This window comes from Paraburkholderia sp. J67 (assembly GCF_905220265.1).
GTDB lineage: Bacteria > Pseudomonadota > Gammaproteobacteria > Burkholderiales > Burkholderiaceae > Paraburkholderia.
Map to the genome: position 1 here is coordinate 380841 of NZ_CAJMZK010000002.1, position 13669 is coordinate 394509.

15 protein-coding genes are annotated in these 13669 nt (G+C 63.7%); 3 read left to right on the forward strand and 12 right to left on the reverse strand.

Features of this window, described 5'->3' with window-relative positions:
- Positions 1-214: 214 nt before the first annotated feature.
- Positions 215-964: an FkbM family methyltransferase gene (locus U5782_RS05575; protein ID WP_322042826.1), complete on the forward strand. Its 750-nt coding sequence runs from the start codon at positions 215-217 to the stop codon at positions 962-964.
- A gap of 37 nt (positions 965-1001) precedes the next feature.
- Here the strand turns inward: U5782_RS05575 and ureG are convergent, their stop codons facing one another.
- The 7 genes from ureG to U5782_RS05610 all read right to left on the reverse strand — a co-directional run bounded on the left by ureG (position 1002) and on the right by U5782_RS05610 (position 6625).
- Complete coding sequence (ureG, locus tag U5782_RS05580; protein WP_322042827.1) at positions 1002-1637, reverse strand: urease accessory protein UreG; 636 nt, start codon at positions 1635-1637, stop codon at positions 1002-1004.
- A gap of 32 nt (positions 1638-1669) precedes the next feature.
- Positions 1670-2359, reverse strand: coding sequence for an urease accessory protein UreF (locus tag U5782_RS05585; RefSeq protein WP_322043082.1), 690 nt, complete (start codon positions 2357-2359; stop codon positions 1670-1672).
- The gene (gene ureE / locus U5782_RS05590) at positions 2346-2993 is read right to left on the reverse strand and encodes an urease accessory protein UreE (RefSeq protein WP_322042828.1); all 648 of its coding nucleotides are present in this window, start codon (positions 2991-2993) and stop codon (positions 2346-2348) included. Before ureE ends, U5782_RS05585 begins: the two co-directional genes overlap by 14 nt.
- 18 nt (positions 2994-3011) lie before the next feature.
- Positions 3012-4718, reverse strand: a complete 1707-nt coding sequence (gene ureC / locus U5782_RS05595; protein ID WP_322042829.1) for an urease subunit alpha — start codon at positions 4716-4718, stop codon at positions 3012-3014.
- Positions 4719-4761: 43 nt separating this feature from the next.
- A complete protein-coding gene (locus U5782_RS05600; RefSeq protein ID WP_322042830.1) occupies positions 4762-5067 on the reverse strand; it encodes an urease subunit beta in 306 nt (101 codons plus the stop codon).
- A 10-nt stretch (positions 5068-5077) separates the two neighbouring features.
- Entirely contained in the window at positions 5078-5380 is a 303-nt protein-coding gene (gene ureA, locus U5782_RS05605) for an urease subunit gamma (protein WP_322042831.1), read from the reverse strand.
- A gap of 342 nt (positions 5381-5722) precedes the next feature.
- Positions 5723-6625 (reverse strand): urease accessory protein UreD, encoded by a 903-nt coding sequence (locus tag U5782_RS05610; protein ID WP_322042832.1) that lies wholly within the window; start codon positions 6623-6625, stop codon positions 5723-5725.
- Between the two features lie 204 nt (positions 6626-6829).
- Here U5782_RS05610 and U5782_RS05615 point away from each other — a divergent pair, with 204 nt between their 5' ends.
- A complete protein-coding gene (locus U5782_RS05615) occupies positions 6830-7072 on the forward strand; it encodes an AbrB/MazE/SpoVT family DNA-binding domain-containing protein (RefSeq protein ID WP_322042833.1) in 243 nt (80 codons plus the stop codon).
- On the forward strand, positions 7069-7500 hold the full coding sequence (locus U5782_RS05620) for a PIN domain-containing protein (RefSeq protein ID WP_322042834.1): 432 nt from the start codon (positions 7069-7071) through the stop codon (positions 7498-7500). The genes U5782_RS05615 and U5782_RS05620 overlap by 4 nt, the downstream gene beginning before the upstream one ends.
- A gap of 26 nt (positions 7501-7526) precedes the next feature.
- On the opposite strand, the gene urtE is transcribed toward U5782_RS05620, so the two are convergent.
- From urtE to urtA, 5 genes are all read right to left on the reverse strand, one after another.
- The gene (urtE, locus tag U5782_RS05625) at positions 7527-8222 is read right to left on the reverse strand and encodes an urea ABC transporter ATP-binding subunit UrtE (RefSeq protein ID WP_322042835.1); all 696 of its coding nucleotides are present in this window, start codon (positions 8220-8222) and stop codon (positions 7527-7529) included.
- A gap of 14 nt (positions 8223-8236) precedes the next feature.
- The gene (gene urtD / locus U5782_RS05630) at positions 8237-9022 is read right to left on the reverse strand and encodes an urea ABC transporter ATP-binding protein UrtD (RefSeq protein ID WP_322043083.1); all 786 of its coding nucleotides are present in this window, start codon (positions 9020-9022) and stop codon (positions 8237-8239) included.
- Positions 9023-9105: 83 nt separating this feature from the next.
- Positions 9106-10284 carry an urea ABC transporter permease subunit UrtC gene (gene urtC / locus U5782_RS05635; protein WP_322042836.1) on the reverse strand — a complete coding sequence of 393 codons (1179 nt, stop codon included), beginning with the start codon at positions 10282-10284 and terminating at the stop codon, positions 9106-9108.
- Between the two features lie 2 nt (positions 10285-10286).
- Positions 10287-11927, reverse strand: a complete 1641-nt coding sequence (urtB, locus tag U5782_RS05640; protein WP_322042837.1) for an urea ABC transporter permease subunit UrtB — start codon at positions 11925-11927, stop codon at positions 10287-10289.
- A 159-nt stretch (positions 11928-12086) separates the two neighbouring features.
- Positions 12087-13391, reverse strand: a complete 1305-nt coding sequence (urtA, locus tag U5782_RS05645; protein ID WP_322042838.1) for an urea ABC transporter substrate-binding protein — start codon at positions 13389-13391, stop codon at positions 12087-12089.
- Positions 13392-13669 lie beyond the last annotated feature (278 nt).

The window sequence follows — 13669 nt, forward strand, 5'->3', positions numbered from 1 at the left end:
GCCATTCTCTGCAAAGGTGCGCAAGGGCGGGGGTTCTTTGCGCACGCCCTCAAGACCAACTGATTACGGCACTTTTTCCCATTCCGGCGACTCCGGAATGGGCCGTGTTGCGTAAGGGATTCGAACCAGAAAAAAAGTTGCCTGGTGCTTTTGGCGGGCGCTATGCTTGCCGCTCGTTTTCAAACAACCACACTAGTAAACGACGGGGGAAACGATGAAGGAAATATTGCAGAGTATCGTGCGGGGCAGCGTTCAGTCGGTGAAGCGGGACCTGATCGATCCGTATCGACTCCACGCCCAATGGGAACAGTCGCATCTGAAGAAGCTTTTTGAGCACCTGAACGTCGATTGCGTCTTCGATATCGGCGCGAATCAGGGGCAGTACGCGGATATGCTGCGCCGCCGAGTCGGCTTCGAAGGCCATATTTTCTCGTTCGAACCGAATCCGGAAGACGCGGCGATCTTGCGCAGCCGTACGAAAGGCGACGACAAGTGGCAGGTGAGCGAGACAGCCGTTTCCGACGCTGACGGCACCGCGCAATTCAACGTCATGCAGTCGAGCCAGTTCAGCTCCTTGAGCGCGCCGTCACACGACGATGTCGATCTGTTCACGAAGATGAACGCGATCAGCAAGACCATTACCGTCAAGACCGAACGTCTCGGTACGGTCTTGAGCCGGATTCAGGCCGAATTTGGCTTCAAGCGGCCGTTTTTGAAAATGGACACGCAGGGCTACGACGTCCACATCTTCAAGGGCGCTGGAGACACCGTGCGCGAATTCGTCGGCCTGCAAAGCGAACTCGCGATTGCGAAGCTCTATACCGACTCCATCGATTTTCGCGAGGCCATCACCGTGTACGAGCAGGGTGGTTTCTCTCTTTCCGCACTCGTGCCGAACAACGCAGGGCACTTCCCGCGACTGCTGGAGATGGATTGCATCATGATCCGGGCGGACCTGCTCTAAGCAAACTCGCGCCCGACTTTCTCCCGGCAGGCGCGGTTTATTGCACCAGCAAGCCCTTCTTCTCGATGAACGCAATCACCTGATCGAGGCCATCGAGCGCCTTGAGGTTGCACATCACGAAGGGGCGCTCGCCGCGCATCTTCTTCGCATCCGATGCCATCACGTCGAGATTCGCGCCCACGAGCGGCGCGAGATCGGTCTTGTTGATGACGAGCAGGTCCGACTTTGTGATGCCCGGGCCGCCCTTGCGCGGAATCTTTTCGCCGCCCGCCACGTCGATCACGTAGATCGTGAGGTCCGACAGTTCCGGGCTGAACGTGGCCGCGAGATTGTCGCCACCCGATTCGATAAAGACGATGTCCGCGTCGGGAAAGCGCGTGAGCATCTGATCGACGGCTTCGAGGTTGATCGACGCATCTTCGCGAATCGCCGTGTGCGGGCAGCCGCCCGTCTCCACGCCCATGATGCGCTCGGCGGGTAGGGCGCCCGCGACGGTCAACAGGCGCTGATCTTCCTTCGTGTAGATGTCGTTGGTGATGGCAACCAGGTCATAGCGCTCGCGCATGGCTTTGCAGAGCATTTCGAGCAGAGTGGTCTTGCCGGAGCCCACCGGGCCGCCGACGCCGACGCGCAGCGGCGGCAGTTTCTTGGTGCGTTTGATGTGCGAATTCATGAGTCGTGCGATGCAGATGAGGTCAAAGGCGCTCAGGAGCGGAATAGCCGCGAATACTGCGATTCGTGCCGCGCGGACAGAATGCCGAGTTGCGGCGCAAAGGTGTTGAGCGAGGCGGGCGGCGTAGCGAGCGCACGCGCCACGGCGTCTTCAATGCGGGGTCGCAGCGCCACCACGATGCGCTGACCCGCAAGCTGGCCGAGCGGCACGGCCTTGAGCGCCGCGGCCGTCTGGTTCTCGACCCAGCTAAACGCGTAGGCCGCGAGCGTCGCATCGGCCGACGCGTTATGCGCCCAGGCCGCGAAGGCGAACGCGGTGGGCTGCGCGATCGGCGTCATGCGCTCGAGCGTGGCGCGACGCGCGGCGTCGCCCCATTCAAGTTGCGCACACAACTGACGCAGCGACCAGCCCATCTGCGAGGTCTCGCGGCGCAGTTCCGCCGATTCACGGCTTGCGATAAATTCCGCGTTGGCGTCGATCAGTGCTTGCATGTCGTCTTCGCCGTAGGTGCGCCAGCGTTCGAGCTGATGCGCGACGAACGGCAGTTCGCCGGGCGCGAGCACCGTCGCCAGACCGTTGGCGATCCAGTTGGCGGCGTCGTCGGCGTTGGCGATCAGCCCGACGTCGATGGCCGCTTCGAGCCCCTGCGAATAGCTGAACGCGCCGATCGGCAGCGCTGGCGAGGCCAGGTGCAGCAGCGCGGTGAATTCAGCGATGTTCATGGCTGTGATCGTGCGCGTGGCCGTCGCAGTGCCCGTGGTCGTGGCCGCACTCGTGGTCATGGGCGTGATCGTGGCCGTGATCATGCGTGTGGCCGTGGTCATGAGCGTGATCGTGCGTATGGCCGTGATGATCGTCGAACACACGCTGCGCGAGAGCATAGTCTTCCGCGAAGGTCTCGTCGTGGCCATGCCGATGACCGCCGCCATAGGCGCCCGATTCCGGCTGGAACGGCAATTCCACGCGCTCGACCTGCGCGCCCAGGCGCTTGAGCATGTCTTCGAGTACGGGGTCGGCTTCGAGCTTGAGTTCTTCCGTGCCCACTTCCACCGGCGTGTGGCGATTGCCCAGGTGATAGGCCGCGCGCGTAAGCGTGAGGCGGTCGTGCGCGCGCACGCGCAGCACGCTTTGCGCTGCCGCGATCACGCGCACGAGGCCGCCATCGTCGGCGACGAGCATGTCGCCTTCGCGCAGGATGGTGCCGCGCGGCAGCACCACGCCCACTTCCTCGCCGGAATCGAGCGTGGCCGCGAAGCGGCTCTTGCAGCGCATGTCGTACGGGAGCGTGAGCGTAGGTGCGCGCTTCATCAGCACGCTCGCCAGCTTCGCATTGAGTCGTTTGTCGATCGTGCGCATATCAGGACTTCAAAAACGTCAGAACAGGAAATAGCGCTGCGCCATCGGCAGCACCGTGGCGGGCTCGCAAGTGAGCAATTGTCCATCGGCGACGACCTGATAGGTCTCCGGATCGACGCTGATCGACGGCTGCCACGCATTGTGGATCATGTCGGCCTTCGTGACGTTGCGGCAGTTGCGTACGGCTACGATACGCTTTTGCAGGCCGTAGCGCTCTGGCATGCCCTTGTCGAGCGCCAGTTGCGAAACGAAGGTGAGCGACGTCTGCGTGAGCGCGCGACCGCGCGTGCCGAACATCTCGCGATAGTGCACCGGTTGCGGCGTGGGAATCGACGCGTTCGGATCGCCCATCTGCGCGAGCGCGATCATGCCGCCCTTGAGAATGAGCGAGGGCTTGATGCCGAAGAAGGCCGGGTCCCAGAACACCAGATCGGCCCACTTGCCCGGCTCGATCGAACCCACCTCATGCGCGATGCCATGCGTGAGCGCCGGATTGATCGTGTACTTGGCGACGTAACGCTTGACGCGGAAGTTGTCGTTGCGCGAGGTGTCCTCGGGCAGCGCGCCGCGCTGCACTTTCATCTTGTGCGCGGTCTGCCAGGTGCGGATGATGACCTCGCCCACACGCCCCATTGCCTGGGAATCCGAAGAAAGCATCGATAGCGCGCCGAGGTCATGCAGGATGTCTTCGGCAGCGATGGTTTCGCGGCGGATGCGCGACTCGGCGAAGGCGATGTCCTCGGCAATCGACGGATCGAGGTGATGGCAGACCATCAGCATGTCGAGGTGTTCGTCGAGCGTGTTGATGGTGTACGGGCGCGTCGGGTTGGTCGAGGAGGGCAGCACGTTCGCTTCGCCGCAGACCTTGATGATGTCGGGCGCGTGGCCGCCGCCCGCGCCTTCGGTGTGGTACGTGTGGATCGTGCGACCCTTGAACGCGCCTACGGTCGCTTCCAGGAAGCCCGATTCGTTGAGCGTGTCGGTGTGGATCGCGACCTGCGTATCGGTTGCGTCCGCAACCGTCAGGCAATTGTCGATAGCGGCGGGCGTCGAACCCCAGTCCTCGTGCAGTTTGAGGCCGATGGCGCCGGCGGCGATCTGCTCCTCGGCCGGCTTAGGCAGGCTTACGTTGCCTTTGCCCAGAAAGCCCAGGTTGATCGGCCAGCCGTCGGCGGCTTGCAGCATGCGCTCCATGTGCCACGGGCCCGGCGTGCAGGTGGTGGCGTTGGTGCCGGTGGCCGGACCCGTGCCGCCGCCGAGCATCGTAGTGACGCCCGAGGCCAGCGCCTCGTCGATCTGTTGCGGGCTGATGAAGTGGATGTGCGTGTCGATGCCGCCGGCCGTGACGATCTGGCCTTCGCCTGCGATCACTTCCGTCGACGCGCCGATGGGAATCGTCACGCCAGGCTGCACGTCCGGGTTACCCGCCTTGCCGATCTTCCAGATGCGCCCGTCCTTGATGCCGATGTCGGCCTTGACGATGCCCCAGTGATCGAGGATCACGGCGTTGGTGACGACGGTGTCCGCCACTTCGGCGTGCAGGCGCTGCGACTGGCCCATGCCGTCGCGGATCACCTTGCCGCCGCCGAACTTCACTTCGTCGCCATAGACGGTGTAGTCGCGCTCGATCTCGATGAGCAGTTCGGTGTCCGCGAGTCGCACGCGGTCGCCGGTCGTGGGGCCGAACATCTCCGCGTAGGCGCGGCGGCCGATCTTCAATGTCATATCGGATTCCTGATGAATTCGAAACGGGGTGCGGACGCACCGCTCAGAGCGGGCCCATCACCTTGCCGCTGAAGCCGTAGACGGCGCGGTCGCCCGCGAGTGCGACCAGCTCGACGGTGCGCTCCTGGCCGGGCTCGAAACGCACGGCGGTGCCCGCCGCGATGTTCAGACGGAAGCCGCGCGCGGCCTCGCGATCGAACGCCAGTGCGTCGTTGACTTCGTAGAAGTGGAAATGCGAGCCGATCTGCACCGGCCGGTCGCCCGTGTTCGCGACCGTCACGGTCACGGTCTCGCGACCCGCGTTCAGTTCGATTTCGCCTGCGTCGATGAGCATTTCGCCGGGGATCATGCGCTGAACCTTAAGGAATCGGATGATGGACGGTGACGAGCTTGGTGCCGTCGGGGAAGGTGGCTTCCACCTGGATATCGGGGATCATCTCGGCCACGCCATCCATCACGTCGTCGCGCGTGAGCAGGGTGGTGCCGTAGTGCATGACCTCGGCGACGGTCTTGCCGTCGCGGGCCGCTTCCATCAGCGCGGCGCTGATGAAGGCCACGGCCTCCGGGTAGTTGAGCTTGAGGCCGCGCGCGCGACGCCTTTCGGCGAGCAGTGCGGCGGTGAAGATCAGGAGCTTGTCTTTCTCGCGTGGCGTGAGCTTCATCGTTCTGTGTCTTGGGCGGGTTTGCCGGCGCGCTAGCCGGCGAGGCTGAAGCGAAACGGATGCGCGCCCTCGCGCGGCACACGTACTGCGCCGGGCGCCGGATCAGCTTACGGGAGCCGGGTTACGGCCAGCTTGCAGCTTTGCATGCGATGCGCGCAAATCAGTGCAAGGTGACAGCAAGGGTTGTGCCAGTGAAGGGGACAGCGTGAGTGCACCAGATGCGGTGCGTTTTTGCACTGCGTTGGTGTGTGTATGACGCGAGATTGTGCGTGAGTGCGCGATCGCGCGCCGTGGTGGTGCGCGTCGGCGAATAAAGGACGGGAGGGCGAGAAAGCGCGAGGATCAGGTCGTCCACAGGCGCAGCGGCGCGCCTTGCACTCCGTGCACGAACGGACGCAGTTGCGACCAGCATTGCGCCAGCGTGTTCTGCAAGGGTTCCATCGAGCGCGCGACGACGCGTATGAGCAACACGCCGGGCGCGACGCAGCTTGCACCCGAGCGCAACGCATCGTCAAACGGTAGCGTGGCCGCGAGATCCTGCGCGAGCGCGTCGTTGCACGCAGGGCCGATCGCCCACAGCACGCCAAACGCGGGATAGCCCGCGAGCCCTTGCGGCGAGTCGCGCAGCGGATCGGCGGCGTCGATCAGCGCGCGTTCGAACCACAGCAGTTGTTCTTCGGCGTCGGGTGCCGCTGCTCGGACCACGCGCGTGAGCGAGCGCACCATGCCCGCCGACCAGCGCTCGCCAGCCGCCTGGCGGCCCAGTTGCATCGCGTCCCAGCCGATGGCGGTGGCGCCTTCGGCGAGTGTCAGCGCGAAATCCAGTTCCGCGTGCGCGTGATCGAAGACGAGATTGTTCTGCGGCAGCCAGTCGAGCTTCGCGCCCGCGCCCATTTTCACGTTGATGCGCTGACGCGCGACGCGGCCGTTCGACTTGTACCACTTGGTCGCGCCCGGCGTGGTGAGCACCGCATGCGCGCCGTCACTGACGTTCACGTCGATATCGAGGCGATCGCCGCCCGCGATGCCCGCTGGCGGATGCACGATCACGGCGTGGCAAATGGCATCGCCTTCAGGGTAGAGCGGACGTTGCACGCGCAACGGACCCACATGCAGGCGATGCGTGAGCGCGGTGCGCGCCTTCTGCAACTCGAAACCGAGTTCGAGTTTCGCGGCCCATTCGGGCGGCGCGGTGTTGCGCTGGGTGGCGTTCGCGAGCGCGGCGTGATCTTCGTGGAGCGACATGCTGGAAACGTGGGCGTGTACGGAAGGTGGCGAGGAGAATATCACGCGGATTCGTCACGCCTGCGGCGCTTTCGCGTCGCAAGGTGCGCTCCGGGGCGGCTTCAGGCGCCGATGACGCGAGGTCACGATCGGCGCAATCATCAGACTTGAAGATGATCCGGTTGGATATACAATGTAGATCATGTAGATCAATCAGGAGCGATCATGCAAGTTGCAAAATGGGGAAATAGTCTCGCCGTCCGGCTGCCCGCAGCCGTGGTCGATGCGCTTGGCCTGAAGGAGGGCGACGACATCGAGATCTATGCCGCCCAGTCCGGTGCGTTCTCAATCAGTAAAAAGCCGACTGTTTCTGAACGCATGGAGCGCCTGCGTAAATATCGCGGACGGCTACCTGCCGACTTCAAGTTCGACCGGGAATCGCTTAGCGAAAGAGGGAATGCTGAATGACGGTCGATGCACCGACGCGATTCGCTGTAGACACTAACGTCATTGCCTATTTGTTCTCCAGCGACGCGACGAAAGCCGACCGGGCCGAGTCGCTGTTGGTGCAGGGGAGTTCGAAGTCCGTCATCAGCACGCAGGTCTTTAACGAAGTCACGCTGGTCATGAGCCGGAAAATGAAGCTCGCGTGGCCGGAGATCGAGGCGTTGCTCGACGATGTGGAGGCCTTGTGTGAAATCGTGCCCCTGACGCTCGAAGTCCATAAGGAGGCGCGCCGTGTCGCCGCGCACTATGGTTTCAGGTTCTACGATTCGTGCATCATCGCTTTCGCATTGCTTGAAGATTGCGAAGTGCTCTACAGCGAAGACATGCAACATGGTCAAGTCATCTTCGACCAACTGACGGTGATCAATCCGTTCCGCACGTCCAGCTAAGTGGCTGATGGCGTGCGGATACGCCCTCACACCGCAATCAACTCTCGCACCCCATCGGCATCCATCTGCGCGCCTTTGCCGCCCGCGACGATCTCGCCGCGGCTCATCACCCAGTAGCGGTCCGCGATAGCCTTCGCGAAGTCGTAATACTGCTCGACCAGCAGCACCGTGAGATTCATCTCTTCCACAAGCCTGCGCAACGTGCGCCCGATATCCTGAATGATCGACGGCTGAATCCCTTCGGTCGGCTCGTCGAGAATCAGCAACTGCGGATCGCTCATCAACGCACGGCCAATCGCCAGTTGCTGTTGCTGACCGCCCGAGAGATCGCCGCCGCGCCGCGCCTTCATGTCCTTGAGCACGGGAAAGAGCGTGTAGATATGCTCCGGCACGCCCTTGGGCATGCGCTTCTTGCTCGCCGCGCCCACCAGCAGATTTTCTTCAACCGTGAGACGCGGAAAGATATCGCGCCCTTGCGGCACGTAGGCGAGCCCCTGCGCCACGCGTGCATGCGTGGGCAGTTTGGTGAGCGCGTGATCGCCCCAGGCGATCGTGCCGCTTTTAGTCGGCACCACGCCCATCAGGCAGCGCAGCAGCGTGGTCTTGCCCACGCCGTTGCGCCCGAGCAGGACTGTGAGTTCGCCTTGCGGCACCGTCATCGAGACGTTGCGCAGAATGTGGCTGCCGCCGTAGTACTGGTTCAGGGATTCTATGTTCAGCATGGCTAAGGATATTGTTAGCGTCCCAGATACGATTCGATCACGGTGTCGTCGCGCTTCACGTCGTCGAGCGTGCCGTGCGCGAGCACGCGGCCCTCGGCCATCACCGTGACGCGGCCGGTCTCGCCCGCGAGCGCCGCGACGAACTCCATGTCGTGCTCGACCACCATCATCGAGCAGGTGCCGCGCAGGCGGTTGAGCAGGGTGGCCAGTTCCATCGTTTCGTCGTCGGTCATGCCGGCGGCGGGCTCGTCGAGCAGCAGCAATTGCGGCTTCTGCATCAGCAGCATGCCGATTTCGAGGCGCTGCTTCTGGCCGTGCGAAAGCTCGCCCGCAAGACGCCGCGCGTCGCTTTCCAGCCGGATGATTTCGAGCGTCTGTTCGATCTTCGCCTGGGCGTCCCGATCGAGCCGCGCACGCAGCGTGGCGAACCAGCCCTTGTCGGCCTTCATCGCGAGTTCGAGGTTTTCCCACACGGGATGCTGCTCGAACACCGTGGGCTTCTGAAACTTGCGGCCGATGCCCACGCGCGCAATCGCGGGCTCGTTCATGCGCGTGAGGTCGAGCGTCTGGCCGAGAAACACCTTGCCCGAATCGGGCGAGGTCTTGCCGGTGATGACGTCCATCATCGTCGTCTTGCCTGCGCCGTTCGGGCCGATCACGCAGCGCAACTCGCCTGCGTCGATATTCAGCGAGAGCTTGTTGAGCGCGCGAAAGCCGTCAAAGCTCACGGTCACGTCTTCCAGATAGAGGATCGTGCCGTGCGAGATGTCGATGGCGCCGGGTTCGACCACGTGGCCCATGCCGGCCACGCCCGAGAGCGTGAGCGTGTCCGCTTCGTCGAAGGGATTGTGGTTGAGCGGATCGTTGAGCAGGATGTGTCCGTTCATGCGCGCTTGCCTCCGAATCGTTTCACTGCCAGTTCGATCAGACCCATGATGCCGTTGGGCAGCAGGAGCGGCACGAGCACGAAGATCAGGCCGAGGAAGAATAGCCAGTATTCGGCGAAATAGGCGGTGAAGAAGCTCTTCGCGCCGTTGACCGCAAACGCGCCGATGATCGGGCCGATCAGCGTGCCGCGTCCGCCCACGGCCACCCAGATCGCCATTTCGATGGAGTTGCCCGGTGACATTTCGCTCGGGTTGATGATGCCGACCTGAGGTACGTAGAGCGCGCCCGCGATCCCGCACAGCACGGCCGAGAGGGTCCAGATGAACAGCTTGTAGCCGAGCGGGCTGTAGCCCAGGAACATAAGGCGCGTTTCGCCATCGCGCACGGCGGTCACGACGCGGCCGAGCTTCGAGGTGACGATCGCGCGCGCGGCGAGGAACGCCAGCACGAGCGTCGCGAAAGTCATCAGGAACAGCACGGTGCGCGTGCCCGGGTGCGTGATCGGCATGCCCGCGATGCGCTTGAAATCGGTGAAGCCGTTGTTGCCGCCGAAGCCCGTTTCGTTGCGATAGAACAGCAGCATCGCCGCGAACGTCATGGCCTGCGTGATGATCGACAGATAGACGCCCTTCACGCGCGAGCGGAACGTGAAGAAGCCGAAGACCCATGCCACCACGGCGGGCACCAGCACGACCAGCAGCAGTGCGTAGCCCAGATGCTGCGTGCCTTGCCAGTACCACGGCAGCGAGTGCCAGTCGAGGAACACCATGAAGTCGGGCAGGTCGCTGCCGTACTTGCCGTCATGGCCGATCTCGCGCATCAGATACATGCCGATGGCGTAGCCGCCCAGCGCGAAGAAAAGGCCATGACCGAGACTCAGGATGCCGCAATAGCCCCAGACGAGATCGAGCGCGAGCGCGGCGATCGCGTAGCACATGAGCTTGCCCGTGAGCGTCATCGTGTAGGCGGAGAGATGCAGCGCGCTCGACTGCGGCAGCACCAGCGCACACAGCGGCACACCCACACCCATCGCGATGATGAGGGCAATGAGCGCGAGCCACGCGCGGCGCGAGAGCAGCGCGGGGCGCGCGGGCAGGCCGAGCGCGAAGGTTTCGGCGGCACTGTCGCGCCCACCGAGCGCGTGGGGCGAAGGAGTATGCGTTGCAATCGTCATGGTCAAGCCTCCGCGCTACGGCCCTTGAGGGCGAACAGCCCCTGCGGACGCTTCTGGATGAAGAGCACGATCAGCACGAGCACCGCGATCTTCGCGAGCACCGCGCCCCAGAACGGCTCGATGGCCTTGGATACCAGCCCGAGACCAAAGCCGCCGATCACCGTGCCCGCGATCTGGCCCACGCCGCCCAGCACCACGGCCATGAACGAATCGATGATGTAGCTCTGGCCGAGATCGGGGCCCACGTTGCCGATCTGCGAGAGCGCGCAGCCGCCCAGCCCCGCGATGCCCGCGCCAAACGCGAACGCCCAGGCGTCGACGCGCGCGGTGCGCACGCCCACGCAGGCGGCCATGCGGCGGTTCTGCGTGACGGCGCGCACGAAGAGGCCCAGGCGCGTCTTTGTGAGTACCGTCCATGCAATGCCCACCACGATCAGCGAGAACGCCAGGATCGCGAGACGGTTGTACGGCAGGATGAGGTTCTGCATGACGGTTACGCCGCCGCTCATCCACGCGGGGTTTTCGACCTGCACGTTCTGCGCGCCGAACAGCATGCGCGTGGCCTGAATCAGGATCAGGCTGATGCCGAAGGTGGTCAGCAGCGTCTCCAGCGGGCGGCCGTACAGGTGTCGAATCACGAGCCGTTCGATCACCGCGCCAACCAGTGCGGCCACGATGAAGGAGACAGGAATCGCCAGCAACGGATACCAGTCGAAGGCGCCCGGCGCATAGCGTTGAAAGAGCGTCTGCACCACATAGGTTGCGTACGCACCGATCATGAGGAACTCGCCGTGCGCCATGTTGATGACGCCGATCAGGCCGTACGTGATCGCAAGCCCCAACGCCGCAAGCAACAGCACGCTGCCGAGCGACAGACCCGCGAACAGCGTGCCGAAGATCTCGCTGCGGCGCTGGATCGAATCGAGCGCGTCGATGCCTTGCTGGGCGGCGGCGCGCACATCGGCATCGGGTTCGTTCCATGCGCCGCTCGCGTTCTTCGCGACGAGCGGGCGAAGCAGTTCGTACATGTCGAGATCATGGCGAGCCGCGACCAGCTTCGCGGCTTCGAGGCGCGTCGCCGTATTGGGATCGTGCAGCGCCGTCATCGCCCAGAGCGTATCGAGGCGGCGCTTGAGCGCAGGATCGGTTTCCTTTGCGCGCGCGGCGTCGATCATCGGCTTCATCGACGGATCGGGATTCTTCAGCAATTCGGCGATGGCTGCGCGGCGCGTTTCCAGGTCGGGCGACGCGAGTTGCAGGCCCGAGAGCGCGCCTGCCACTTTCGAGCGCAACTGGTTGTTGAGCGTGATCGGCTGGGCGCTCGATGCGACGTTCGCGGCCACGGCTTTGCCAGTGGCGGCGTCGCGCGCAGTGTCACCGTCCTGGATCAGCACTTCGCCCGCATCGGTCGCGGTGACGTTGTCTTCGGATAAAGCCTTCAGGAGTGCGAGCGAAGCGGCGTCGTGCGTGGCGATGAGCTTGTCGACGGCAGCGGACTTCGCATCGAAGTCATCGGCGCCAAGCGGCGCGACATCGGCAGCTTCGAGCGCGTGGGCGCTGGTGCCGAACACCGCAAAGAGCGCAGCGGCGGCGAGCGCATGGCGCAGCCCCGTGCGGGCGAACCTCGAGATTGAGAGAGCCATGATGTCTTCTTTTTGATGCGGGGCGCGGCGCAGATGCGATGTGCGCGTCCCGTTCGGGCAGATCGCGCGTCACGCGAATCGAAATGCGTGACGCGCCGGGTGCTTCAATCGCACGTGAGGCGGGCTTGAATCTGGCCCGAACCACGCGCAATCGCTACATCAAGCCGTGCGCGAGCGGCGCAGGAATTCCGGCAGCACGCTTTGCGTCACGACATCCGGCTTGCCTTCGTTGCCGGCAATAAACGGGCTCCACGGCTGCGCGCGGATCGCGGTCTTGGTGCGCCACACCACGTTGAACTGGCCGTCGCCGCGAATCTCGCCGATCATGACCGGCTTGTGCAGATGGTGATTGCCGTCCATCGTCAGCGTGAAGCCCGACGGCGCGGCCACGCTCTGGCCGATCATCGCCACGCGCACCTTGTCCACATCCGTGCTCTTGGCCTTTTCGACCGCCTGCTTCCACATATGGATGCCGACGAAGGTCGCTTCCATCGGATCGTTGGTCACGCGCTTCGAGCCGCCCGGCAGATTGTTGGTCTGCACCCACGACTCGAACTGTTCCTTGAACTTCGTGTTTTGCGGGCCCTTCACCGACATGAAGTAGTTCCACGCCGCCAGATGGCCGACGAGCGGCTTCGTGTCGATGCCGCGCAGTTCTTCCTCGCCCACGGAGAACGCCACAACGGGCACGTCCGTCGCCTTGATGCCCTGGTTGCCGAGTTCCTTGTAGAAGGGCACGTTCGAGTCGCCGTTGATGGTCGAGACCACCGTGGTCTTGCCGCCTTGCGAGAAGGTCTTGATGTTCGCGACGATGGTTTGATAGTCGCTATGTCCGAACGGCGTGTAGACCTCCTGAATATCGCTGTCCTTCACGCCCTTCGAGTGCAGGAAAGCGCGCAGGATCTTGTTGGTCGTGCGTGGATACACATAGTCGGTGCCGAGCAGGAAGAAGCGCTTGGCGCTGCCGCCTTCGGCGCTCATCAGATATTCGACTGCCGGAATCGCCTGCTGATTCGGCGCGGCGCCCGTGTAGAACACGTTGCGCGACATCTCTTCGCCTTCGTACTGCACCGGGTAGTAGAGCAGGCCGTTCAGTTCTTCGAAAACGGGCAACACCGACTTGCGCGACACCGAGGTCCAGCAGCCGAACACACACGCGACCTTGTCCTGGGTGAGCAACTGACGGGCCTTTTCGGCGAACAGCGGCCAGTTCGAAGCCGGGTCCACCACCACGGGTTGAATCTGCCGGCCCATCACGCCGCCGTTCTTGTTGATGTCGGCAATCGTCATCAACGCCGTGTCTTTGAGCGAGGTCTCCGAGATCGCCATCGTGCCCGAGAGCGAATGCAGAATGCCGACCTTGATTGGGCCGCTGCCCGTGTCGGCGTGCGCGAACGGCACGCGCCCTGCGGCGGCGAGTGCGCCCGTCATCGTGCCGAATTTCAACAGACTGCGACGTTTCATTGCATTGCCCCTTTGCGTGAAATCCATGATCGTGGCGCGTCTGGTTACGCACCGCCTGTTCGTATCAGTCTTGCGGGTCCATTACTGCAAGCGCTATGCCAGCGGCCCTTTTATGCGCGATGTGTGCAGCGGCAAGGCATGGACGGGGTGCATGGCGCGCGAGGTCGAACGACAAGCGGGCGAATGTGGTGCAACGGGACGCATGTTCGGGCGCGCTGCATCGTTGCAGTGCGCCAGTGCAGGGCGGCGCGGTGCATGGCGATGCGTGGCGTATCGAC